The 25,409-nt window shown below is 47.1% G+C and carries 18 protein-coding genes; 16 read left to right on the top strand and 2 right to left on the bottom strand.

The features are described from left to right. Nucleotides 1-15: 15 nt before the first annotated feature. From ASL11_RS09485 to ASL11_RS09540, 12 genes are all read left to right on the top strand, one after another. On the top strand, nt 16-1,185 hold the full coding sequence (locus ASL11_RS09485) for a HEAT repeat domain-containing protein (protein WP_056612866.1): 1,170 nt from the start codon (nt 16-18) through the stop codon (nt 1,183-1,185). A gap of 15 nt (nt 1,186-1,200) precedes the next feature. Then, entirely contained in the window at nt 1,201-2,649 is a 1,449-nt protein-coding gene (locus ASL11_RS09490) for a glycosyltransferase family 2 protein (protein ID WP_056612868.1), read from the top strand. An 18-nt stretch (nt 2,650-2,667) separates the two neighbouring features. Next, complete coding sequence (locus ASL11_RS09495; RefSeq protein ID WP_056612870.1) at nt 2,668-3,483, top strand: response regulator; 816 nt, start codon at nt 2,668-2,670, stop codon at nt 3,481-3,483. Between the two features lie 31 nt (nt 3,484-3,514). Then, a complete protein-coding gene (locus ASL11_RS09500; RefSeq protein WP_056612872.1) occupies nt 3,515-4,870 on the top strand; it encodes a nucleotide sugar dehydrogenase in 1,356 nt (451 codons plus the stop codon). A 32-nt stretch (nt 4,871-4,902) separates the two neighbouring features. Beyond that, on the top strand, nt 4,903-6,732 hold the full coding sequence (glmS, locus tag ASL11_RS09505) for a glutamine--fructose-6-phosphate transaminase (isomerizing) (RefSeq protein WP_056612874.1): 1,830 nt from the start codon (nt 4,903-4,905) through the stop codon (nt 6,730-6,732). A gap of 25 nt (nt 6,733-6,757) precedes the next feature. Further along, nucleotides 6,758-7,519 (top strand): NTP transferase domain-containing protein, encoded by a 762-nt coding sequence (locus ASL11_RS09510; protein WP_056612876.1) that lies wholly within the window; start codon nt 6,758-6,760, stop codon nt 7,517-7,519. 24 nt (nt 7,520-7,543) lie between these two features. After that, on the top strand, nt 7,544-8,902 hold the full coding sequence (gene glmM, locus ASL11_RS09515) for a phosphoglucosamine mutase (RefSeq protein ID WP_056612878.1): 1,359 nt from the start codon (nt 7,544-7,546) through the stop codon (nt 8,900-8,902). After that, nucleotides 8,883-10,169, top strand: coding sequence for a copper amine oxidase N-terminal domain-containing protein (locus ASL11_RS09520; RefSeq protein ID WP_056612880.1), 1,287 nt, complete (start codon nt 8,883-8,885; stop codon nt 10,167-10,169). Before glmM ends, ASL11_RS09520 begins: the two co-directional genes overlap by 20 nt. 35 nt (nt 10,170-10,204) lie before the next feature. Beyond that, complete coding sequence (locus ASL11_RS09525; protein WP_056612883.1) at nt 10,205-11,083, top strand: hypothetical protein; 879 nt, start codon at nt 10,205-10,207, stop codon at nt 11,081-11,083. A gap of 192 nt (nt 11,084-11,275) precedes the next feature. Beyond that, entirely contained in the window at nt 11,276-12,034 is a 759-nt protein-coding gene (locus ASL11_RS09530; RefSeq protein WP_082595345.1) for a response regulator transcription factor, read from the top strand. Further along, the gene (locus ASL11_RS09535) at nt 12,025-13,503 is read left to right on the top strand and encodes a sensor histidine kinase (protein ID WP_056612887.1); all 1,479 of its coding nucleotides are present in this window, start codon (nt 12,025-12,027) and stop codon (nt 13,501-13,503) included. The genes ASL11_RS09530 and ASL11_RS09535 overlap by 10 nt, the downstream gene beginning before the upstream one ends. 236 nt (nt 13,504-13,739) lie before the next feature. Next, nucleotides 13,740-15,881: an ATP-binding cassette domain-containing protein gene (locus tag ASL11_RS09540; RefSeq protein WP_056612889.1), complete on the top strand. Its 2,142-nt coding sequence runs from the start codon at nt 13,740-13,742 to the stop codon at nt 15,879-15,881. Here the strand turns inward: ASL11_RS09540 and ASL11_RS09545 are convergent. After that, nucleotides 15,845-16,453, bottom strand: coding sequence for an SET domain-containing protein (locus ASL11_RS09545; RefSeq protein ID WP_056612890.1), 609 nt, complete (start codon nt 16,451-16,453; stop codon nt 15,845-15,847). The genes ASL11_RS09540 and ASL11_RS09545 overlap by 37 nt on opposite strands. 235 nt (nt 16,454-16,688) lie before the next feature. Further along, a complete protein-coding gene (locus tag ASL11_RS09550) occupies nt 16,689-18,887 on the bottom strand; it encodes a family 14 glycosylhydrolase (protein ID WP_442953054.1) in 2,199 nt (732 codons plus the stop codon). Nucleotides 18,888-19,627: 740 nt separating this feature from the next. Between ASL11_RS09550 and cysD the strand changes: the two genes are divergently transcribed. From cysD to ASL11_RS09570, 4 genes are all read left to right on the top strand, one after another. Next, nucleotides 19,628-20,551, top strand: a complete 924-nt coding sequence (cysD, locus tag ASL11_RS09555; protein ID WP_253074980.1) for a sulfate adenylyltransferase subunit CysD — start codon at nt 19,628-19,630, stop codon at nt 20,549-20,551. A 1-nt stretch (nt 20,552) separates the two neighbouring features. After that, the gene (locus ASL11_RS09560) at nt 20,553-22,277 is read left to right on the top strand and encodes a GTP-binding protein (protein ID WP_063795523.1); all 1,725 of its coding nucleotides are present in this window, start codon (nt 20,553-20,555) and stop codon (nt 22,275-22,277) included. A gap of 209 nt (nt 22,278-22,486) precedes the next feature. Continuing rightward, the gene (locus ASL11_RS09565) at nt 22,487-23,734 is read left to right on the top strand and encodes a carbohydrate-binding domain-containing protein (RefSeq protein WP_056612892.1); all 1,248 of its coding nucleotides are present in this window, start codon (nt 22,487-22,489) and stop codon (nt 23,732-23,734) included. Nucleotides 23,735-23,829: 95 nt separating this feature from the next. Further along, complete coding sequence (locus ASL11_RS09570) at nt 23,830-25,407, top strand: O-antigen ligase family protein (protein WP_056612893.1); 1,578 nt, start codon at nt 23,830-23,832, stop codon at nt 25,405-25,407. Nucleotides 25,408-25,409: the final 2 nt, after the last annotated feature.

The following is a 25,409-nucleotide window of genomic DNA, read 5'->3' on the forward strand; positions in this document are numbered from 1 at the left end:
GAGGAGAGTGCAGGTGTGTACACCAATCTTAATGCAGCCATACAAGCGTTATATATCATTTTGGCTTTTAATCTAGTTTGTGTGGTCATCATTTATGCCATCAAGATGAGAAGTATAAGAAGGAGAAAACTGAACGACCGATTCCAAACAAAGTTTAAGGATTACCTAACTTATGTTCAAGCGAATCTGGATGGGGTAGAGCCGTTAAGAGTCCCTCCCTGGACGATGAATCCGGTGGAAAGGGAGGCCATGCAAGAGAAGCTGAATGATATGATGGAAATCTTCTCAGGCGAACAGCGTCACAAGCTGGCTCAGCTTTGCGTAGATATGGGGCTCGTGCAGCACCATATGGAACGCTTTAATAGCCGGACATATCGGGTGAAGTTGGATGCCGCGTATCATTTGGGATGCATGCGGGTGAAGGAGGCGGTACCGGCTTTACTGGATATGTTAAAGGAGCATCCTCTGGATTCGTCGCTGTTTGTGGTAGCCCGAGCTGTCGCCAAGTGTGCCCGCAGCCAGCAGGAGCTCGGAGCCATGGTTCAGACGCTGCTTCAGCACAACAAGAAATGCTACGAACTGATTGTGGATATGATCGCCGATTCGGACGTGGATGCCGGTTCCTTGTACACGGGCTATGTGAGTCGTCAGGATCCAGCTTACGTTCGGATTGGGCTAATTGGGCTCAATGTCTACACCGATCCGGCAGCAGCTTCTGCGGTTTATCGTCTTATGGATTCCAAGCACGAAGACATTCAAATCAAAGCTGTGGAGTTGTATCTGAAAAGTTCCCGTCTGCTGCCTAGAAACGTTGTTAGCAAGCTGCTGAGTCATCCCAATCTGGGCATTCGCCGATTGACGATAGAGGCATTGGCAAACATCAAGAATACGGCTTACGTCGAGCTGATGAAAACCAGTCTAAGCGACGCCGATCAGCGAATCGTCTACTCGTCGGCCAAAGGGTTGCTCCATTTGGGAGAAGCAGGTATGGTGGCGCTTTGTGAAAGTGCAGCAGCGGTTCAAGGGATGGAACGCGGGCAGTTCATGCAGCAGCTGATTGATGATGAGCTCAAGCATCTGTCTATGCAGCTGCATAATTGGGATAAGCTCATGCAATATAACACACTGATGTACACCTATGACAAAGTATTTCACAGGTCTAAACGTATCTATCGTGTCGTATAGGAGGGTAGTGTAAACATGTGGGTTTTCGGATATCAAGTGGTGTTAGATTCATTTCTGAGCGGATTAAGGGAGTTTTTGCTCTATTACAGCTATGTCGCGCTCTTTTACGTTGTTCTCGTCACACTGCTCTATTATTTCATCTTCGGATTTTCGATTCGGCATATTTTCTCCATCAAGCGGGGAATCCAGTACAATCGGATCAATAAGCTATCCAGTTCCAGTCAGCTCCCGCCGGTTTCCCTGTTAGTACCGGCCTATAACGAGGAGTTAACCATTATTGAGAACGTCAGGTCACTGCTGGCGCTCAATTATGCGGAATATGAGGTGATCGTCGTCAATGACGGTTCACAGGATGGGACCTTAAAGTGCATGATTGAAGAATTCAAGCTAGAGCTCCTTCATCCGGTACTGTCCAGCTCCATTAAGACTGGAAAAGTCAGAGGGGTGTATCATAATTCCGAGTATCCCAATCTATATTTGGTAGATAAAGTGAATGGTGGGAAGGCAGATTCGTTAAATGCAGGTATCAACCTTTCCCATTATGCGTTGATCTCGACGATTGATGCGGACTCTTTGCTTGAAAAGGATGCTTTAACGCGGATTGCCCGGGTCTACATGGAGAACCCCGAGGAGACGGTCGCCGTTGGGGGAAATGTTCGAATCGTGAACAGCTGCACGGTGGAAGACGGCATTGTGAAAGATGTTCAATTTCCTCGTAAGCCGCTGCCGGCATTGCAAAACGTCGAATATACGAAAGCTTTCCTCGGCGGCAGGATCGGCTGGAGCGCGGTCAATGGTCTCATTATTATCTCGGGTGCCTTTGGTGTGTTTCAAAAGGAAAAGATCATCGCCGTCGGCGGTTACCGTGGGGGCTATCCCGGTGAGGATATGAACATTGTCATTAAGCTTCACCGTTACTGCTTGGACAATAAAATTCCCTACCGGGTAGCGTTTTGCCCAGATGCTGTTTGCTGGACACAAGCCCCGGATTCGTACCGGATCTTGAGCAGTCAGCGCAAGCGCTGGGGGCGGGGAAATCTTAAAAATATGATTGAAGAAGGTATTCACATGGTGCTGCGCCCGAAATACAAAATATTCGGGCTGCTGACACTTCCCTATAACATTGTGTTTGAAACACTGAATCCGTATTTCCGCCTCAGCGGCCTATTGGCTATATTGGGCTACTGGATGCTGAATATGACGGATTGGTACACCGTTGTTATCTTTTCGTTAGTCAATTTATTCTCCTGTTTTGCCTTAAGCTTGGGGGCCTTGTTTATTGAAGAGACGGCCTTCAGCCGATATCCCAAGCTGCGTGACCTGAACAAAATGATCTTGTATTCACTCTTAATGTTTGCGGGTTATCGGCAAATTGGTGTTTGGTGGAGATTAAGCGGACATGTCCAATTCCTGCGAAATAACAACTCGTGGGGAACGATGGTCCGTACTAATTTTAATAAATAGATAAGAGGAGTGGAGAAGATGGCGGTACTAGTTCATGATCCGATTCAAGAAGCAATGTTCCAATTAGCAGAAAAAGTTCAGGTTTCCTATGAAAAGGGTGCTCCCTGCGGGATGATTCTTGCGCCGTGCGCAGCGGTGGGCCAGAAGGTGCTGGAACAAATGCAGTCCTATGTGAGTGGCTTTGAGCCGGAGGCATCTCTTCATTGTTTCTACTTGGATCCAAGCGGACTTCTCGGAATCGTTCTGTCTGGGCAAAAGCTTATTAATACCCACTATGCATCGCTCGTGCTCAAAGAGTTCCTAGACCAGCAAGATTTGCTCGAAGGTCAGACGGTCGTCGCCAGTTTCCCGGAGAGTGGGGAGCTGACGGAACAATCGATGTCACAGATGCTCCAGACGACGCTGTTAGGGAAAGGGGAGAGCAAAGATATTCACCTGTTCATGAATCATGGGGTTCAGCAGGGAATTACATCGATTCTCATCGCCGATCCGGACGAGGTAAGCAGAGAGTTCGTCAAGTTGCGGCTGGAGATCAACGGTTACAAGGTAGAAGAGGCCAAGGATGGCAGTGAAGCGCTCGAGAAATTTGAGAAAACAATGCCGAACTTGGTAATCACGGAGCTGAACCTGCCGATTCTTGATGGATACCAGTTGATCGACAAAATCAAGAGGGATTATGACGGCGAAGGACAAGTCATCGTTCTTACGGATAAGCAGCTGCCGAAAAGTATGGATCGTGCCTTTGAATTAGGTGCATCCGATTATGTGACGAAGCCCTTCTCCATTTCGGAGCTGGAGTGGAGAATCAAAAAACTAAGTTCCCGTCTGAGCTAATAAACGAGAAACACGAGAGGGTGGAATCATAATGAACGCATATAACCAATTAAAATATAAATTTCAGACAAAAACGGCCGAAATCGGGGTCATCGGTCTCGGCTATGTAGGGCTGCCTTTATGCATGGAGATGACGAAGGGCGGGTTTACCGTATACGGCATCGATCTCGATTTCCGGAAGGTAGAGTCGCTTCAAAGCGGCCAATCGTATATTCAAGACGTTCCGAGCGAAGAAGTGGTGAAAGCCATCGAGTCCGGTCGATTTATTCCGACGGACGACTACCATACGGTTCAAAGGCTGGATGCCATCTCCATCTGCGTACCGACTCCGCTTAGTGAAAACCAAGATCCAGATACCTCTTATATTCAGAGTGTCGTCCGGGAAATTAAGAAAAATCTTAAGCGCGGAGCTTTGATTATCTTGGAGAGTACCACCTATCCGGGAACGACGGAGGAGCTCATCCAGTTTGAGTTGGAAGCGCAAGGACTCAAGGTGGGCAAGGATTTCTTCCTCTGCTTCTCGCCGGAGCGGGTCGATCCCGGTAATCCTAAGTTCAACACTTTCAATACGCCAAAGGTTATTGGCGGTACGACGGAAGCGTGTATCGACCTCGGCGTAACGTTATACAGCCATGTCGTAAAGGACGTTGTACCTGTCTCCTCGCCGAAAGTGGCGGAGATGTCCAAGCTGCTGGAAAATACGTTCCGTAGTATTAACATTGCGTTCATTAACGAAATGGCCATGATGTGCGACAAAATGGACATTGACGTCTGGGAAGTCATCAAAGCTGCGTCGACGAAGCCGTTTGGCTTTATGCCGTTCCATCCGGGACCTGGCATCGGCGGTCACTGCATCCCGCTGGATCCGATGTATTTATCGTGGAAAGCGAAGGAATTCCGCTTCTACAGTAAGTTTATCGAGCTGGCGCAATCCATCAATGATAATATGCCGGAGTATGTCCGCTATAAAGCTTCGCAGATTCTCAATATGTATGCGAAATCTATCCGCAATTCGAAGATTCTTATTCTAGGTATGGCGTATAAGCCGGATGTGGATGATCTCCGTGAATCGCCGGGGCTGGAGCTGTACGAGCTTCTTCGGGAGAGCGGAGCTAAAGTGGACTATTACGATCCACATGCTGTCTCCTTCCTCGATAAAGATGGTGAGACGGTACATTCTGTGAAGTACGATCTGTCCGCTTTTGCTGAATATGACGGCATGGTGCTCATCACGAATCACCGCTGTTTCAACAACCGTGAACTTGCGGAGCTTGGCGTGCCGATCATCGATACGCGCAACGCTTTTGTCGATATTCAAGGGGACAATATTTATCGATTAGGTACGGGTATTCGCAAGCGAGAAGTGAAGATCGCCGTAGGCGTTTAAACTCAGCATAGAAGAGAGAGGAGAAAACAACGATGTGTGGCATTGTAGGATATATTGGAAAGCGAGACGTACAGCCGATTCTGCTGAACGGATTAAGCAAGCTGGAGTACAGAGGGTATGATTCCGCTGGGATCGCGGTACTAGAGCAGGATCAAGTCAAGATTAGCAAGGCAGAAGGACGGTTGGAGAACTTATCGGATCAGCTGGATAAACAGCCGTTGAAAGGATCGATGGGCATCGGGCATACGCGATGGGCTACTCACGGTAGACCGTCGGATGTCAACTCCCATCCACATACCGATATGTCGGGTAAATTCACTGTCGTGCATAACGGCATCGTGGAAAACTATATGGAGCTGAAAATAGAGATGGAGCAAAAAGGCATCACTTTTACTTCCGAGACCGACACCGAGGTGATTGCTCACTTGCTGGCCGAGCATTACGAAGGCGACCTCTTCACCGCCATGCTTGCGGTCATTCAGAGACTGCAGGGGTCTTATTCCCTTGGTGTCATGACAGAGTATGAGCCAGATAAGCTTGTCGCGGTCAGACAATCAAGTCCACTTGTTATTGGTGTGGGTCAGGGAGAATACTTCATGGCTTCGGACATCTCTGCGCTTATTGAGCATACCCGTGAGGTCTATATCTTGGAGGATGGCGATTTGGCCATCCTTACACAGGAGGGTGTCTCCATCACGAAGGTTGAGACAGGAGAGCCAGCGACGTGTAAGCTGCTGCATATTGATTGGAGCGCAGATCAGGTCGAGAAGGGGCCGTTTGAGCACTTTATGCTGAAGGAAATTCACGAACAGCCGTTAACGCTGCGCAATACGATGCTGGGGCGTATTAACGACCAGAACGAAGTGATTTTCCCGGAATTAGCGCACGCATCAGGCGCGTTTCAACATGTGGATAAAATCTTTATCGTAGCTTGTGGTACCGCCTACCATGCCGGACTAGTCGGCAGCACGGTCCTTGAGAAGCTAACACGAATCCCGGTTCAGTGCGATATCGCATCGGAATTCAGATATCGTGACCCGATCATCACGGAGCGTACGCTCGTCATCGTTGTGAGCCAATCTGGGGAGACAGCGGATACGCTTGCTGCTCTGCAAGAGAGCAGAAGGCAAGGCGCTAAAGTATTGGCTATTACGAATGTGTCAACCAGTTCGGTTGCGCGAGATGCGGACTATGTCATCGCAACGAAGGCCGGCCCGGAAATTGCCGTGGCATCGACCAAAGCATATACCGCTCAGCTGCTAGCCTTCTATTTGTTCAGCATCTACTTGGCCCAGGAAAGACAGACGCTGTCTACCGAGCTTCATACGAAGCTGGTCCAAGGCTTGAAGGCAATTCCCGTTCAGGTGGAGAAGGTGCTGGAAAACGCCAACGAAGTGAAGCTGTATGCGGAATCGATCAAGGATGCGGACAGCCTATTCTTTATCGGAAGAGGTTTGGACTACGCCGTTGCGTTGGAGGGCTCTCTCAAATTAAAGGAAATCTCTTATATCCACTCGGAGGCTTATGCAGCCGGAGAGCTCAAGCACGGCACATTGGCGCTGATCGAGAAGGATACGCCAGTGATTGCCCTGGCTACACATATGGACTTGTACGAGAAAACAGTTAGCAATATTAAAGAAGTTAAGGCTCGTGGCGCACATGTCATGGGGATTACGGTGGAAGGCAATGTGGGGCTGCTGAATAGCGTGGATGAAATTTGCTTTATCCCACCGTCCCACCATCTTCTGGCACCAATATTGGCCGTCGTGCCGCTTCAGTTAATCTCCTATTATGCCTCCCTGGCTCTGGAGAACGATATTGATAAACCGCGCAACTTAGCCAAAAGTGTGACGGTTGAATAAACCATCCAGAGAGGAGCTGAACCACATGGAAGCATTCGCTATTCTGTTAGCTGCAGGGAAGGGCACACGGATGAAGTCGGAGCTGCCCAAAGTGCTTCATCCCGTCGGAGGCGTACCGATGATCGCCCGTTTGGTGGGCAAGCTAGAAGCGATGCCGATCACTAAGATTTTGGCAGTGATCGGTCATCGGGGAGAGCTGGTGAAGAAGTGCTTGGGAGCGCGGGTTACTTACGTCCAGCAGGAGGATCAGCTTGGAACGGCACATGCCGTTCATCAGACTGAGCCTCTGCTCCGTAACCGCAGTGGCTCGACTTTGGTACTTACGGGCGATACGCCGCTCATCAGGCAATCTACCATCGAAATGCTGCTGGCGGCCCAGCGGGCACACACAAGTGCTGGTGTGGTGTTGACCGCGATCGTTCCCGATCCAACCGGATATGGAAGAATTATCCGAAATCCTACAAGCGGCGAAGTTGTCGATATCATTGAAGAGAAAGACGCAACGGCTGAGCAGAAACGGATTAACGAAATTAACACAGGGATTTTCTGTTTCGATAATGAAAGCTTGTTTCAAGCGCTCCCTGGCATTTCCAATGACAATGCACAGCAGGAGTACTACTTGACCGATATCGTGAAGGTCATGCGACAGACCGGTATTGCCGGTGGCCAGAAGAAATTCGAGGCGATGATCCTCGACGATCCGACAGAAGTGATGGGGATTAACACCCCTGAACAATTGGAGGAGGCGAATCGAGCCTTTTATGAACACATGGGGATTTTTGCCTAACAAGTGATAGGGAGGAGAGCTGATATGGGAGCTATTTTCGGTACAGATGGAGTCAGAGGGGTTGCCAATCGCGAGTTAACGCCAGAGTTGGCTTTTGAATTAGGGCTTATTGTTGGCTACATGCTGACGCGCAGCTGTGAAGGTAAACGGCCCACCGTCGTCATAGGACGGGATACCCGTATCTCCGGGCACATGCTAGAAGCAGCTTTGGCTGCCGGGTTGTTATCCGCCGGGGCGGATGCCGTAAGGCTAGGCGTATTGCCGACGCCAGGTGTGGCTTATGTCACACGGCAATCAGGCATGGATGCAGGGGTGATGATCTCCGCATCTCATAATCCGGTGGAGGATAACGGGATTAAATTTTTTGGCAGGGACGGCTTCAAAATGCCGGATGCGTGGGAAGCGGAAGTCGAGAGCCGCTTACAGGGTAACGAGCATCGGAATTCCCGCCCTACGGGAGCGGGTATAGGCACCCTGCGTGATGATCCGAAGGGCGCTCAGGACTATGTGAGCTACGTGAAGTCGACGGCTGCGACACCGCTGTCAGGATGCAAAATCGTGCTCGATTGTGCGAACGGAGCGGCTTCCTTCCTAGCTCCGCAGCTATTCGCGGAACTGGGAGCGGAGACTATTCTATTGCATCATCAGCCAGACGGTTTAAATATTAATCAGGATTGCGGCTCAACGCACCCAGAGCATTTGCGTAAGGCAGTGCTGGAACAGGGGGCTCATGCGGGACTTGCATTCGACGGTGATGCGGACCGGCTGATTGCGGTTGATGAACGAGGCGAAATTCTGGACGGGGATCACATCCTCTATATCCTTGCCGCTAGTCTAGCCAAGCAGGGACGTCTGAGTCAAAACATGGTCGTTTCTACCATCATGAGCAACCTTGGCTTTCATCAAGCGCTGCAAAGCATCGGTCTCGATTCGTTAAAAAGTAAGGTCGGAGACCGGCATGTTATGGAAGCGATGCAGGGTGGCGGCTACAACTTGGGCGGTGAGTCTTCCGGACATATCATTTTACTGGATCATTCCACGACAGGGGATGGCCTGTTATCGGCCGTTCAGCTGCTGCAGGTCATGCTGCAAGAAGGGAAGCCTTTATCCGAACTGGTGTCCCCCGTTGTCAAATACCCTCAGCTGGTGGTTAATGTGCGTGTGAACCATAAATCCAAGCTAGAAGGCAATCGTCGCATTGATACCGTCATCCGTCAGGTGGAAAGTGAGATGGCCGGCCGTGGCCGTGTTTTGGTGCGGCCTTCGGGCACGGAATCACTCGTGCGTGTGATGGCGGAGGGACCGGATGAAAGGGAGTTGTCCGGTTATGTGGAAGGCATTGTAGAGGTGGTCAAGGAAGAGCTTGAATATAGCGTGGTTTAATCCGTTCGTCCCTATGAGAAAGACGATTGTATGCTTGGTTCTTATTCAAATGTTAACAAGCATTCCTTTGTTTTTCCCGGTATACTCGCTTAACACGGAGCTTGGGGTGGCGGTCAACGGGGAGAAGATCGTCTTTACAAATGCCCAGCCCTACATCGATGAACAGACGAGTAGTACGATGGTGCCGGTAAGGGAAATTGCTGAAAAACTAGGTGCTGAAGTGACATGGGATCGTTCCTTGGAACAGGTGACCTTTCGCAGTAAGTACGCTACATCCTTATTAACTATTGGTCAAAAGATTATTTCGGTTGACGGCAAGCAGGTGGAAGTAGACGCTCCGGCTGTCCTGAAAAATGACCGAACCATGGTTCCGCTGAGAGCTGTTAGTGAGAGCCTCGGGGCCGATGTCGATTGGGTTGGAGAACGAAATTTGGTACTGATTACTTCGGCGGACAAAGCGCAAAGGTCCACTTGGATCTGGGACAGCAAACTGATTGAGACGGATGGTGACAGCATCCTCGCGTTTGCGGCGAACCAAAAACTGACTGCCATCTATCTGCGCTATGAAAAAACATACCCGGCTCAGGATGTTTACCGGAATTTCATCCGCAGAGCGAATGAGCAGGGCATCAAGGTTGAGGCGCTGGCTGGCCAATCGGATTGGATCTATGAAGATAAGCATATCTATATCAAGCAATGGATTGCAGCGGTTACGCAATATAACGCTTCGGTAGGTGCTCTCGAACGCTTCCAAGGCTTCCATTTTGATATTGAGCCCTATACATTGGGTATGTGGAAGACTAATCAAACCTGGGTGCTTGAACGGTGGATGGCTACGATCAGATTCATTGAATCGGAAGTGAACAACACGGATCGCAGCATGACGATGGCCTTCGATATTCCCTTTTGGATAAACACGCTTACCGTTCCGGGATCCAGCTACTCTTTTAGCGCGTGGCTGCTGGAGAAGGCGGATAGTGTCGTCATTATGGCTTATCGGAATAAGGCGCTCGGCAGCAACGGCATCATTGCCGTAGCCAAATCCATCATTTTAGAAGCAGCTACACTGAAGAAACAGGCGGTTATTGCCGTGGATACGCTGTCCAGTAAGGAAGCCGATTATACGACCTTTTATAAGTCGAATTCTTCACTTATGGAGTCGGAATTGAAACAGGTCAAGGAAGGCCTCTCCCCTTATCCGAGCTATATCGGCATCGCTATCCATGATTACGTGAGGTGGATCGACCTATTGAACGCTAATCGCTGAGCGGGTTCGATGAACTAGAAGGAGGAGGATGCAAAATGAAAAAAATAGGCTTGATGATCTCTCTGTTGGCTGGTGCGGCGATCGGTGTCTCAGGAATGGCTTTCGCTTTCACAGGCGGCCATGAGACGGCTGGCACCTTTCAGGAATCGTCTTTACCGGGTGGAGGCCTTGAGGTTCCTCATAATGATCGGATTCATCTTTCTACCGATAAGCAGTGGATCTCTTCGGAAGGTCACTTGTCGGATCTGATTCGACTACAGTGGACGAAAGACCGAGCGAAGCCGGCCATCGCTTGGCTGGATGAGAATGGTAAGGACAAGGCGGCTATTATCGCTCATGCCAAAGCGAATAACCCGGAGCAGCACGATCATAATCATATGTCGTTTGAAACAACAATGGCACCTGATGGCAAAAATCCGAATGAGCTGTTCACGCGTCTGGAAATTCCGTTCGACCAGGATGTGGCTGAAATTCGGACGCATTCCTCTAATTTTAATGTGATGGACGGGATTTTAAGAGTTGCCGGAACCGGTGGGGTCAATCGTGATCTGACTTGGGCCAAAGCGGATGATGGGAACGTGACGACGCCACGCTGGGCAATGCGTGCAGATAACTCCGAAGAAACCGGAGGAAATGCCGGCTCCAATCTGCAAATTATCCGTTATTCGGATGATGGTAAAGCACTGGACAATCCGTTAACCATCAATCGCAGCAGCGGCAATATCGGCATTGGAAACTCGGATGCCAAGACGAAGCTTGATGTTAGTGATGACAGCCTCCGCATCAGGAAATCGATGACGCCGGCTTCGTCTACTGCCCCCGGAGAAGTAGGGGAGATGGCGTGGGATGACGGGTTTGTTTATGTGTGTGTGGCACCTAATACATGGAAGAGAACAGCACTATCTTCGTGGTAAAAATAATTTCTTTAAGTCCTCTATTTCATAGAGGGCTTTTTTTTGAGGCATAAGCGGGGAACGCTTTGTGCGACGCGGGATCTGGCGGAATGAAGTGCGCTTACTTTGCGGCTTTTTGTCACTTTTTGTAAGCGGTGTCATGCAATTCCTAGTGTGTAATATAAGAAACACAAGTTCGTATACCCCCTTAAAATGGAAAAGATTGTAGAAATCTATGAGAGGATCATAGAAAGGTGTGAACCGTTTGTGACTTGGAAAGTGTTGATTGCGGATGATGATCCGAATGTGAGAGAAATCATCCGGTTATATTTCCGTCAGCAGCTCATCGAATTAATCGAAGCCCCTGATGGTGTCGCGGCCCTGACCATTTTAGCAGAAGTAAAGCCTGATATTGTGATTCTAGATGTGATGATGCCGGGGCTCGACGGTTATGAAACGTGCCGTGAGATTACCAAGCGTTATGATGATGTGCCGGTCATTATGCTGACCGCGAAGAACGATGAGTTTGATCGGGTGCTAGGCCTTGAATTAGGCGCCGATGATTATATGACCAAGCCCTTCAGTCCGAGGGAGCTAGTGGCGCGGATTAAAGCGATCTTTCGTAGAATGCAGAAGGGACAGCGGGTTATTGAGGTAGATGCCCCCGTCCAATATGAGTTTGATGATTTGGTCATTCATGTGGCTCGCCGAGAGGTGCTCGCGGGGAGTGTGAAGATTGACATGCGGCCCAAGGAGTTTGAACTGCTCGCCTTTTTTGCGAAATCTCCGGGCGACGTGTTTACAAGGGAACAGCTGCTGGAGCAGGTGTGGGGATATGATTTTCTAGGCGATATGAGAACAGTGGACGTTCATATAAAAAAACTTCGTGAAAGATTAAGCCCGTGTCATCATGTTTGCATTCATACGGTTTGGGGAGTGGGCTATAAATTTGAGGTAGCTGCATGTTCCTAAATGCAAATAAAAGCATTCTCCGCAAAATGCTAACCAGCTCCATCGTTACGGTGCTTCTGGGGCTATGTGCGGTGGGGCTCGTTATTTCGATATTTGCCAAGGATTATATCGTCGACTCCAAAAGTAATGAGATGATCCGGCAAGCCAAGCAGGTGAATCTCGCCATTCAAAATCAGACGGAACCGAGTGATAGATTTAAGGAGCAGCTGCGCTTTTTCGATGAAGCCTTTGATTCGCGTATTTGGATATTTGATTTGAATGGAAACATCGTTACTACCTCCTCAAAGGATGAGGTGAACGTAGGCAAGGTCATCAGCACGGAAGTGGTAAACCAAGTCCTGAATGGTGAACCCACCATATGGAATCAATCTGAAAGTTTTAAGGAAGGCATGCTTTCGATTGCTGTCCCATGGGGAAAAGACAACGACGTATACGGTGGTATCGTTCTGCATTCGCCTCTTAAAGGGATGAATGAGACGATCACTCAGCTGAGAGAAACCATCCTTTGGGTGACCCTGCTCGGTATCTTCTTTTCATTTGGTGTATCATTCTATTTGTCCTGGTCCATTAGCCGACCTATCCAACAGATCGACAAGGCGGCAGCCAAAATTGCCATCGGTGATTACAGTGAGAGAATTCAAATCGATTCCAAGGATGAGATTGGTGAGCTTGCGACAACCATTAATCACATGGTGGAGCAGCTTGCACGCGTTGATCTGGAAAAGAGACAGCTGAATCAGCTGCGGCATGACTTTTTGGCTAATGTTTCCCATGAGCTGCGAACTCCGCTTACGGCGATGCGGGGTTTTTTGGAGGCACTTCAGGATGGTTTAATCGAAGAAGGAGCGAGGGATAAATATTACGATATCATGTACAACGAAACCCTACATATGAACCGACTAGTCGATGATATTACGGACTTAATGAAGTTGGAAAATAAGGAAATCGATCTTGTGTGGTTGCCGGTCGATGTTCAGGCGATGATGTCCAAGCTGGCCTTTAAATTCCAACCGGAAGCAGAACTTCGTGGGACGGTGATTCACTGCCTCATGGATGAAAATTCACCACAGGCTCATGCCGATCCGGATCGATTGGAACAAATTTTGAATAATTTGATCAAAAATGCCGTGAAGTTCACCGAGAACGGAACAATCGAATTGAAGGCGATGGCCGTTCCATCTGAAGGGTGTGTCCTCATCACGGTAACCGATACGGGAATCGGTATAACACCGGAGGATCAAGGGCTCATCTGGGAGCGCTTCTTCAAAGTGGAGCGAGGTAGACCCGTGAAGCATAAAGGCTCATCGGGTCTGGGGCTTGCCATTGTGCGAGAGCTTGTCGAGCTTCACAATGGAAGCATTCGCGTGCAAAGCGATCTGGGGATCGGAAGCGCCTTTGAGGTCAGAATTCCGCTTTATGACAGCCGTCCGTATGTGCAGCCGTTGGCAAATTTAGCTGGTGTTGGATAGCTCGTATCCATCTATTAATAGAAAGCCGCAGAAAGGAGGGTTCCTTTTCTGCGGTTTTCTGCTTTATGTTGTATTTGAAGTGGACTAAATAGTTAGAAGGCGCCAAAAGCACCCGATTATAGGGTGTTTTTTTTATATAGGACAGGCACGCTTTAGATTTTGTGAAGTGCTATGTAGAACCCAACGGCAATGTTAAAATGAAGGAAATGGTTATCTTTAGTATTGGGAGGTTATTCATGTTTTCCTTTGTCCGTCTGCTCTGTTCTTCTTTCCTTCAGTACAAGCTGCAGACTGCGCTTCTGTTGGCCGCTCTCCTTGTTGAGCTGGCCTTCGAAACGTTCATGCCGCTCAGCTACAAATTCATTATTGATTTGGCTATCGTTCCGCAGCAGTATAACTTGCTGCTGCTGATACTTACCTTCATGGTTTCCGGCGCTCTCGCATCCGTCGTGGTGGGCATGTACCGTGATCGCATGTTCGCAGGTCTCGGCTCCCGCATTGTGACGAATTACTATAAGCAGCTCTTTGAGAAGCTGCAGAGCCTTTCTACGGACTTTTTCCATCGAATCAACGGGGGAGACATCGTTTCCAGATTCAATAATGATCTCATTTCCATCGATACATTTATCAAGCTGATCCCCTACGCGCTTTTATCCATACTAGGGCTTGTCTTGAATGTAGGGGTGCTTTTCGTGCTGCAATGGCAGCTTGCACTGCTTGCGGTGATCGGATTGCCGCTCTGTCTGATCGGACCGAAATTATTCGGTCACAAGGCTTATGACGCCAGTTATCAGTTGAAAGAAGAACAGGCTAGAATCGCCACTGCCGTACAGGAAAATGTAAGCGCTCAGCCGGTCATTAAAGCGTTTGGGCTTCAGCCGTTAATGATTCAGCGTTTTGCCGATCGTATGTTTCAATACGGGAAGTTATCGACCCGATCCAGTTTCCTGAATTTCCTGATCGACCGTACGACCAATATGGGTACGATGATTTTGAACTTGATGACGATTTGCGTGGGATCAATGCTCGCTTACTTCGGCATCCTCTCTATCGGTTCGCTGCTCGCCTTCAGCGCGATTCTGCTCAGCCTGAGCTACTTGGTTGCGGCTATAACCTGGCTTGCGCCTCAATTTATTGAAGCGACATCCGGTATGCAGCGGGTCCGTGAGCTGCTCGATGAGCAGCCAAGCGTTCCCAGCAATGATCAAGGAGAGCATCTGCCTCATTTTGAACATGACATTGAATTTCGTAGTGTCACATTCGCTTATAGCCCCGAGCAGCGCAGTTTGAACGGCATCAGCCTGACGATTCCCAAAGGCACCTTTGCTGCATTTGTTGGAGCCAGCGGCTCAGGTAAAAGCACGATCATTAACTTGCTGATGCGCTTCTATGATCCGCAGATGGGCTCGGTGCGCTACGATGGAACCGATATCCGTCAAATTGCGTTGCAATCACTCCGATCTCAAATCGGCATCGTGTTTCAGGAAAGCTTCCTCTTTCGATCCTCCATTCGTGAAAATATTCGCCTTGGCAAGCCGGAGGCTAGCGACGAGGAAGTGATGGAGGCAGCGCGTTTAGCCGAAATCCACGAATTCATCATGAGCCTTCCCGAAGGGTACGATACGGATGTCGGCGAGCGTGGCGGACGTCTGTCCGGCGGTCAGCGACAACGTGTCGCGATCGCCAGGGCGATCATTCGCAACCCGGCCATTCTTATCCTGGATGAAGCGACCTCGGCGCTTGACCCGGCGACAGAGGCGGCAATCAACAAGACGTTACAACAAATAACTGCCACCAGGACAGTCATATCCGTGACACACCGTCTTGCGTCAGCCGAGCATGCCGATTGTATCTATGTGATGCATCAAGGCGAAGTTGCTGAGCAAGGCAGTCATCAGGAATTACTAAAGTTGCCGGAAGGACGTTATAAACAATCGTGGACGAAGCAGAATGGCTTCGATATTAGCGAGGACGGCTATCACGTAGAGATTAGCTCGGGAAGGCTGAAGCTATTTCCGATTTTTTCAGAAATGGATGAATCGTTATTACGGGATATATCCCACTTTTTCGTCACGGAATCGTATGCCAAAGAACGGACGATCATCCACGAAGGTGATCTGGGGGATAAGTTTTACATTATTGTGAGGGGCAAGGTCGAAGTATTGAAACGAAACAGCGCGGGAAACAATGATCGGGTTGCCGTGTTGTCAGACGGTGATTTCTTTGGGGAAGTGGCTTTACTTCGCAACATTCCCCGAACCGCTACGATTCACACGCTATCACCGGTCGTCTTTATCACGCTGCAGCGTGAATTTTTCCAAGACTTAATGAAACGTGCTCCTCATTTGACATCATTCTTGGAAGCACGGTCAAAATAAATGGCTCGAATAGAATCCAGCAATTGCTGCTCTTTAGCAGCGATTGCTACTTTATCTTTAAATTCCGGGCGGATGAGATGCGCCAGCGGCTGTTCGACCTCATCGTAGTGCCGGAAAGCGTCTAATGCCTGAGCATCCCATGCATCAGCGTATAGCAGCAAATCGCCGGGCATCACTCGCGTTCGATCGGTGCCTTCCTCCGGGAAGCATTCAAAAGGTTCATCCACATTCAGTGAGCCGTAATCGTCGGTAAGCTGCTCCCCAGGGTGAATGTCACGGACCGCAATTTCAATTTCGTATGCGGTTCCAATACAATTGGCATGAAAGCTATGGTTTACATAACGGCCATTATCCCAGCAAAGGATGTACTTCCCCTCCTGATTGCGGTAGGAGTATTTCAGAACGAGCTTCTTTCGGTCTTCCTCGAGCGCTTGTACCGTTTCTGTTTCCAGAATTTGATCCAAATCATCGAGTGCCCAAGTTATCGTTCCTTTGGGAATGAGTCGGGTAGCGAATACGCCAAAGCCAATCTTGTCATCAATGTAACGTAGTTCCGTATGCGGATGCATCATATTCTTACACTCCCAATTGAAAATCGACAGTATTTGTCGTTTATTAATATATTACTGATTAACTTGTAGATTCCTGCTTTTATATTAGCTAAAAGAAAAAAGCTACTTTCGCAGCTTCGCCTGCATCCTTCAGCGTTTTTCCTTTAGAAAAGCATGATGATAATCTCCCAATATAAAAAGCCAGAGAAGACTTCCTTCTCTGGCTTTATTACTTCAGCGCTGCTCTTTTCCAAAATCACGGACCAACAGTAATGCTCCCGACACCCCCGCTTGAACTAGGAGTAAAAGTCCAAGTACCAACATTAAATAAATAATTTTGCCCATTGTTGTTATCCCAAGTACCGCTGCCATTATTGAAAACAGCTTCTAATTGGGAAGCCGTTCCAATATTAACGGTTATTTTGGCATAACCGCTTAATTCCGAGTTAGGCATGGCGATTCCGGGTACAGCTGTCCAAGTACCGCCTGCGGGGCGGTAGTGGATGAACGGTGTCGTGAAGCCTTTTTTGTAGTAAACGGTAACGGAGTTGCCCACAGGTGTAGGATTGGTCGTTACACTAATAGCTGCGCTGTCAGCGGACAGATTACCCGCCGCATCATAAGCTTTAACGGTATAACTATAAGCCGTGTTAGCTGTTAAACCAGAATTTGTATAGCTGGTGGTAGCCGTTGTAGCAATTTTCACGCCATTGCGCCAGATCTCATAGCCTGTCACACCAACTGTATCAGTGGAAGCTGACCAGCTCAGGGAGATGCTTGTATCCGTTTTACTCGTGGATGCCAGATTTGTCGGAATGCTCGGGGCTGTGGTGTCAACTCCTTGTGGTAGACCTGCTGTAATATTCCCAACTCCGCCTGTAGAGCTAGGGGTGAAAGTCCAAGTGCCGACATTAAATAGGTAGTTTTGGCTGTTATTATTATCCCAAGTGCCGCTGCCATTGTTAAATGCGGCTTCCAATTGAGTTGCTGTACCGATGTCGATCGTGGTTTTGGCGTAGCCGCTCAACTCAGAGTCTGGAATGGCTTTCCCAGGTGCTGTTGTCCATGTACCCCCTGCTGGACGGTAGTGGACGTAAGGGCTTGTGAACCCTTTTTTATAATAAAGAGTCACCTTATTTCCTTCTGTGTTATCGTTGCTATTTTTCGTGTGATTAATGACATACTGCTTGAAGCCAGCCATATTGCCATTTGCCGAACCATCACTATTAACGAGATTAGCAAGTCTCAACAGCGTGAAGCCGTTGTATCCCCATGACATGATTTTTTCTTCGATTTTTTGAAAATTGCCAGTTGGCAAAGCATTCTCACCGTTTAGTCGAACACCAAGGTTGTTGGCAATGAAAGAGACGTTATCTACCAACGTAGAAGGTTTCGAGTAGGCTGGAGCACTGCCATCATCATTCATTTCCAAAGCGGTAAATGTCAGATCCAAATTGTTGTCTTTAAATTTCTGTATCAGTGTCGTGTAATTGTAATAACCTGCGGTATTTTCAGCGCTGTGGGGAGCAGATGGATTGTTGTACTGCCAGTGGAGACCGGATATTTTAGCTCCTATACGGACACCGAATACGGGATCGAAGTTGGTATGCGCTGCAGCTGCAATGACACCAAGATGGTTTTCAAGCACACTTTGGTACCAGGTGAGGAAATCTTTGCCGTACGTTGAATTGTATCCACCTGTGGAGTAGAAGGTATCTCCATCACTTGGAGGGTTGATTTGGCTTGTGTTGGTTAAGGATAAGTTCCAAGCTTGGTTGACACCGTTCAATGAGCCGTATTTCGTAATCATGGCATTTCGAAAAGCATTCTTAGCCGTATCTGTATATACTTGAAACTTCCCTCTTGTAGGGTAGCTCCAGCCGGCCGAATTGTAGTAGGAAGGATAGCGGAGTTCACCGGAAGGCCCAGCGCTTAAATAAATTTTGGGGATTATGGACTTATAGCTTGTGAAGTTGGCAGCAAAAGAGGCAAATAATTCATTATACTGCTGTCCGATACCACTCCAAAAAGGTGAAATGGCCTCATTGTTTACATAACCAGTTTCACTTTTGTACTTCATTTCATCAGCGGTACCCTTGCTCCACAGCCAGGAGGGGATAGGAATATTGCAATCATCGCCGGGATTCCCTCCGCAAGTATGTGTGGATAAGATCGGTACCCACTTGAGTCCAGACTGACTAACAACATTGGCATACGTCGTGTAGTAGCTCCAGTCAAATTGATTATCACCTGCGGCCTCAACATCGCCCCACCACACATCAGTGGTCAATGCGTAAACGCCATTATTTTTTAACGTAATTAATTGATTCTTAAAGGCATTCCAATCGGTGATTTTCGTTAAAGGAGCCATAACCGATGCTTTGAAATCGTTGGCTACATCAGCGGAAGCCGTATTCGAGTTGCTGAACAAGCCGAGAATTGTGCTGAAAACCAAGAAAAATCCTAATACAAGTATGCGAGCTTTCCTCCAAGCGATCGTAGATAAACTCAATTTTACCATTCTCCTTTTTTGTAGCGATTTGTTGGGCTGGTGGATAAAAGGGCTTCGAGTAGTACATGAAAGAGTTGGAGCCACATAAAAAGGAGGGCGTATGCCGGTCATCGTGTAAGTGTGTTGGAGATGGTAAAGCGCAGAGTTTTGCAAACGTTTGCGGTTTTATTCTAAGCGATTTCCTTGGGTTTTACAGTGGAATTTATTGTTAAAATAGGTTGATTTTGTTGACGGTAAAAGCGTGACCTCGAGGTTTTAAGGATAATTCAGCCATAAATGAGGCCATGCAACCTTATGTTTACTACGCAGCGAATCGTGGCATTATGGAAGGAGATACGACCGCATTGCATATCAACTCCTATTGATTTATTGGGCGATTGAGTAACAACTTTAATTCATTATGAGCAGAATATTTAATGTTCGTAGGGATAAAACGAACAAATGCTCGACTTCAACGCTTTTATGAACCCTTTCCTTCTAGGCGTGACAAAGTGGACTTTACTTGCATACAGTTAGTATTGTGCTAAAGAAAGTAATACACTCCGAAAAGTGCGCCAATATTCGACTAAAATCACAGAAATCTTAACTTTTTCACTTTCTTCCACTTTGCATGAAAGCCACAATCTGTTAGTATATAAAGAAAGACGATAGATTTAGTAAGGATTAAAAGGAGGCACCTTTTCATGGAAAAATTGATGCTTGATTCTATAGATGAAATGACGCATCTGGATCAACTCGAGGCTGAAGCGATTTATATTATTCGAGAAGTAGCGGCGGAATGTGAAAATCCCGTAATGCTGTATTCGATCGGGAAGGATAGTTCCGTGATGCTGCATTTGGCGCTGAAAGCATTTTATCCGGAGAAGCCGCCGTTTCCTTTCATGCATATCGATACCACGTGGAAGTTTAAAGAAATGATTGAATTCCGCGATCGCAAAGCCAAAGAATTCGGAATTAAGATGATTGTTCACTCCAATCAGGAAGGGATTGATCAAGGGATCAACCCGTTCGATCATGGTTCCGCGTATACGGATATTATGAAAACCCAAGCCTTGAAAGAAGGATTGGACAAATACGGATTTACAGCTGCGTTCGGCGGCGGAAGACGTGACGAGGAGAAGTCGCGAGCGAAGGAGCGGATTTTCTCTTTCCGTAATAAGAACCATGCCTGGGATCCGAAGAACCAACGACCAGAAATGTGGAAGCTTTTTAATACAAGAATCAATAAGGGCGAAAGCACTCGTGTATTCCCAATATCTAACTGGACGGAAAAAGACATCTGGCAATACATTCGCAGAGAAAACATTGATATTGTGCCACTTTATTTTGCCAAAGAAAGACCTGTACTCGAACGCGACGGACATCTCATCATGGTTGACGATGATCGCATGAAACTCGAACCCCATGAGAAAATTGAAATGAAGAAGATGCGCTTTCGTACATTAGGCTGCTATCCTCTTACTGGCGGAGCCGAGTCGGAGGCGAATACAATAGATGCCATTATTGAAGAAACGCTTGGCGCGGTTTCATCCGAACGGACAACGCGGGTAATTGACCAAGAAGCGGCGGGAAGTATGGAAAGACGTAAACGGGAGGGTTATTTCTAACATGAAAAGTCTGCTTAAATTTATTACTTGCGGAAGTGTAGACGATGGAAAATCCACCTTAATCGGACATATGCTATATGAAGCCAAGCTATTATTCGCCGACCAGGAAAGAGCGTTAGAGCTGGATAGCAGATTAGGCAGCCGCGGCGGCAAAATTGACTATTCCTTGCTTCTAGATGGGTTACTTGCAGAGCGCGAACAAGGGATTACGATTGATGTGGCTTATCGGTATTTTACGACAGACCACCGTTCGTTCATTGTAGCGGACACACCTGGGCACGAAGAATACACCCGTAACATGGCCGTAGGAGCATCTTTTGCTGATCTGGCTATCATTCTTGTGGACGCCAAGAAAGGGGTTATTACCCAAACCAAGCGCCACACTCGGATTTGTGCACTTATGGGCATTAAACATCTTGTTTTAGCTGTGAATAAAATGGATTTAGTGGGTTTTGATCCTAAAATATTCGATGCAATCAAACAAGAATTCTTGCAGTTGACTGCTGAGTTCAACTTTGAAAGCATTCAGGTGATCCCTGTTTCTGCCACAGAAGGGGATAACATTACGAAAAAATCGTCAAATACTCCTTGGTACGAAGGCCTTGCCTTGCTGCCATATTTGGAAAATGTGGACGTTCATCAGAACGACAATGCAAAGCAATTTATGATGCCGATTCAGCGTGTATGCCGTCCGGATCATACTTTCCGCGGTTTCCAAGGCCAAATTGAGGCTGGGCGTATCGCAGTTGGCGATGAGCTGACAACGTTGCCTAGTCATGAGAAGGCGAAAGTCAAACGGATCCTCGTGGGAGACCAAGATCGTGATTATGCCTATGCTGGACAGCCCGTAACTATTCAATTGGATCGGGAAGTCGACGTTTCGCGGGGTTGCGTATTCACGAAGGATAGTCAGCTTCAAGAGGCGGACCGTTTTAGTGCTACGATTCTTTGGATGGATGATTCTGTACTGACGCCAGGCAAGAACTATCTGGTCAAAGTAGGAACGAAAATCCTGCCAGGTACCGTAACGTCTATTACGCATAAAATTGATGTTAATACGGGAAAAACGGTGCCAACCGATCATATTGTCAAAAATGAATTGGCCAAATGTGAGTTTTCTTTATCTGACGCTATCGTTATTGATTCTTTTGAACAAAATAAAAGCATCGGCGGATTTATTCTGATCGATCGTGTCACCAATATGACATCGGCTTGCGGAGTGATTGAGCAAATCCTTCAAAGCTCCGACATTGCTGCACAGTTAGATACGGAAATCACCAGAGAAGTTCGTGCTCAGCAAAAAGGTCAGAATCCTTTGACCCTTTGGTTCACGGGTTCGGTTTCAGACCAATCGGCCCTTGCGAAGGAAGTCGAAAAACGTTTGGTATCGACAGGCCACCATACTATGTTACTGGGGAATGGCCACGGAGAATCGTTGCAGCGATTAGCAGAAGTTGCGAAATTGATGAACGATGCTGGACTTATTGCATTAGTATCGAATGATTCCCCGAACGTTAACGGCCTAGAAACCGTGCGAGATATCATTGGCAAAGAGTATTTTGAGGTTTATGTTGCAGGCAGCTCGAGCAATGATATACCTGGGAATCAGGAAATTGTAATTGATCTAAGTGAGCTTTCAACCGAAGAAGCTGCAAATCATGTCGTGAAACGCATTATTAAATATTTAATCAATGAGAGTAGTGTTGGACAATTTCTTAATTTCTAATTCGAACAAAATCCCTACATCACCGTGAATCGTGATGTAGGGATTTTTTGTGTCCGCGGCTGACTCTAATCGTGAAAGAGAACGTTAGGACTCGTTATTTAAGTTTGATTTAAGTTATCTGCATTATGATTTACATATGTCAGAAGCGGTAATGCTTTTTGGATAATAATCAGATGATTACTACTTAAATATACGAGGGGTGTTAATTTATGAAAAACAAGAACCTGAAAAGTCTAAGCATCATTACTGTGGCCGCATTACTTAGCGTAGCAGCGGTGGGCTGCTCTAACGCACAAGTCGGTAGCGAGAACGCTACTGCTACTGCAACTACACAAACAGCAACTTCGACCGTATCGTCAACAACTTCATCAACAGCAACCTCAACATCCAAAGCTTCCGTTCAAGATAAATCGGATTTATTCAGTGATCGGGATTTAGAACAGTCGGCAGATCTAGCAACTGCCACACCAATGAAATTGGAAAGCAATCAAGATGTGACACTGAATACAGAAGGCATTTATGTTTTAAGCGGTGAAGTAGAAAATGTGACGGTAGTAGTCGATGCTGCCGAAGATGCAAAAGTTCAAATCGTTCTTGACGGTGTCAGCATAACGAATGAAGATTCACCTGCCATTTATGTGAAGGCAGCGGATAAAGTATTCGTTACATCTACTGGCAGCAAGAACCATATGGAGGTTTCCGGAAGTTATGTGGCGGATGGAGATACCAATGTGGATGCCGTCATTTTCTCTAAAGCGGATATGACCCTGAATGGAACCGGAACCTTAGACATTGTATCCCAAAAAGGTAATGGTATTTCTTCAAAAGATGACCTCAAAATTACTGGAGGCGTGTATACCATTCAGTCATCGGCGGATGCGATAGAGGCTAATGATGCCATTCTGATCAATGATGGAACGATTACAATAGATTCTGATAAGGATGCCCTGCACAGTGAAAACGATGAGGATCCTTCCAAAGGATATATCTATATTGAAGGTGGCACATTAACGATCAACGCTGCCGATGATGCCATCCGTGGCAATAGCTTTGTTCAAATCGATGGCGGCATCATTAACATAAAGACCAGTGAAGAAGGCATCGAGGCCAATAATATCAAGATAAATGATGGTCAGATTACTTTGTATGCGAATAATGATGGCATAAATGCCTCATCCAAAGTTAATTCTGATGTGTCGATTGAAGTCAATGGCGGTACCATTGATGTTAGTATGGCTAGCGGTGATACGGATGCATTTGATTCAAATGGTGATCTCTATATCAATGGAGGAACCATTAACGTAAAAGCAGCCTCCGCTTTTGACTCGGATGGTACAGCTCAATTAAATGGCGGTAATGTTACGGTCAATGGAGAAAAAATCACTCAAATTACCCAATCACGCGGGGGTGGTGGAGGTCGAGGCGGGGCAGGTGGCGGCAAAGGAATGCGCCAATAGCAATAGCAAACGGAAAAGATTAGCCTCAGAGATAATGCTCTGAGGCTTTTTTTAGTTATTCCACCGTTCAATTTAGAGAAGAGTTCTCCTCATCATTGATCGAATATGTTAAGATTTATTTTACTGTGAAGCACGCTACAACGATCGGGGGACTAAACATCCACAATTTTATTTATATTGTCATTGTCCTCTTTTTTGGGTTTGGAGTCTTAAACGAAGGCTATCTCTACGAATTAAATTACTTAGTCGCCACTACCTTTTTGCTAGCTGCATGGCTGATCGTCTGCTTTACCCTGAAGCAGCTGCGCCTGCATCTCATGCATTTGTTTGTCGTTGTTCTCGTTTTATTTTACTGGGCTAGTGTGTTTATCGCGACAGATAGGGAGCAGGCTATTTTAGAGGCGATCAAGATTACGGCCATGCTGCCCTTTTCATTTCTCCTTGCCAACCTGACCCAAGAACAACTGATGAAGCTGTTCAGATGGATGCCATACATGGGGGCATTTCTCGTAGTTGTAGGGATCGTCTTTCAGCTCGAAAGGCAGAATCGATTAGAATCGACGATCGGCTATGCCAATACGCTAGCGATTATATTGCTCATTTCTTTATTAATAACTCTCTTTTTTTATATCCAAAATGCTCGTAAGAGTGATCTTATTCTGATGGTGTTTCAAGCATGTGGGCTGCTGCTCACCTTTTCCAGATCGGTCTGGGTGCTTTGGTTAGTGTCATTAGCCTCACTTGCCTTATTTCAAGAGTTCCGAAAGCGAGACATTTGGCTAAAAATAGTGGCTGTCCACCTGACGAGTTTTATAGTGACGGCGCTATTAAAAAGGGATATTTTGTTTTTTTGGTCAAGGGTTAAATCGATTCAGCCCGAAACCTCTGAGTTCCGATTGAGACTCGTTTATTGGAGAGACAGCCTTCCGATAATTCGTGATCATTTTTGGATAGGGACCGGTGGAGGTGGATGGGGTGTGCTGCAGAATCAGTATCAATCTGAGGCTTATTTTGTTCGTTTTGTTCATAATCACTATCTCCAGTTAGCGCTCGACATCGGTGTTGTGGGAGCCTTACTGTTCATTGTCGGTGTTCTGATCTTCTATTATAGAAGTTCTATTCTGTTAAAAACGATGAAGGCTTCAGATGCAGACTCTTCCGGTCTATGGGTGAAGGGGATTATGCTAATAAGCACGGTACTGCTGCTTCATGCTGGATTTGATTTTGACTTTAGTTTCCTTCTTATCTTTGCGATCTTTCTCGTGTTTATTGCGTTCATGATGGTGCAAAGCCCCGATTTCGCTCATGTAAGTTGGGGGACATCGACGATTGGAAAAGTGATGCTATCGATTGTCTTGGTGGCGATGTTATTCGGTACGACCTGGGTTGCGGTAGGGAAATACATCCAGACAAGGGGCCAGAACAGCGTTGCTGCGGGAGATATAGAATCGGCGATTCTAGCATATTCGCTTGTACAAAAAATGCTGCCATGGTCAGCATCTGCCTATTACGACGCAGCGAAGGTATATGTAATAAGTGGTAACCAGACAGGAGATCGCAATGACTATCTATCAGCCAAGTCTCAAATTGAACAGGCCATGCATCGCGTACCCGATGAGGTAGTGTATAAGCAGTTAAATGATGAACTTTATCAAAAATTAATGAAGGAATAAAA

The organism is Paenibacillus sp. Soil750 (genome assembly GCF_001428045.1).
Classification (GTDB): Bacteria; Bacillota; Bacilli; order Paenibacillales; family NBRC-103111; genus Paenibacillus_E; species Paenibacillus_E allorhizoplanae.

Excerpts from the sequence above, each read along its gene's own strand:
- ASL11_RS09560 (WP_063795523.1), top strand. The coding sequence starts at position 20,553 with ATGAAAAGTCTGCTTAAATTTATTACTTGCGGAAGTGTAGACGATGGA.
- ASL11_RS09525 (WP_056612883.1), top strand. The coding sequence starts at position 10,205 with ATGAAAAAAATAGGCTTGATGATCTCTCTGTTGGCTGGTGCGGCGATC.
- ASL11_RS09490 (WP_056612868.1), top strand. The coding sequence starts at position 1,201 with ATGTGGGTTTTCGGATATCAAGTGGTGTTAGATTCATTTCTGAGCGGA.
- ASL11_RS09495 (WP_056612870.1), top strand. The coding sequence starts at position 2,668 with ATGGCGGTACTAGTTCATGATCCGATTCAAGAAGCAATGTTCCAATTA.
- ASL11_RS09565 (WP_056612892.1), top strand. The coding sequence starts at position 22,487 with ATGAAAAACAAGAACCTGAAAAGTCTAAGCATCATTACTGTGGCCGCA.
- ASL11_RS09535 (WP_056612887.1), top strand. The coding sequence starts at position 12,025 with ATGTTCCTAAATGCAAATAAAAGCATTCTCCGCAAAATGCTAACCAGC.
- ASL11_RS09530 (WP_082595345.1), top strand. The coding sequence starts at position 11,276 with ATGGAAAAGATTGTAGAAATCTATGAGAGGATCATAGAAAGGTGTGAA.
- glmS (WP_056612874.1), top strand. The coding sequence starts at position 4,903 with ATGTGTGGCATTGTAGGATATATTGGAAAGCGAGACGTACAGCCGATT.
- glmM (WP_056612878.1), top strand. The coding sequence starts at position 7,544 with ATGGGAGCTATTTTCGGTACAGATGGAGTCAGAGGGGTTGCCAATCGC.
- cysD (WP_253074980.1), top strand. The coding sequence starts at position 19,628 with ATGGAAAAATTGATGCTTGATTCTATAGATGAAATGACGCATCTGGAT.
- ASL11_RS09540 (WP_056612889.1), top strand. The coding sequence starts at position 13,740 with ATGTTTTCCTTTGTCCGTCTGCTCTGTTCTTCTTTCCTTCAGTACAAG.
- ASL11_RS09510 (WP_056612876.1), top strand. The coding sequence starts at position 6,758 with ATGGAAGCATTCGCTATTCTGTTAGCTGCAGGGAAGGGCACACGGATG.
- ASL11_RS09545 (WP_056612890.1), bottom strand. The coding sequence starts at position 16,453 with ATGATGCATCCGCATACGGAACTACGTTACATTGATGACAAGATTGGC.
- ASL11_RS09500 (WP_056612872.1), top strand. The coding sequence starts at position 3,515 with ATGAACGCATATAACCAATTAAAATATAAATTTCAGACAAAAACGGCC.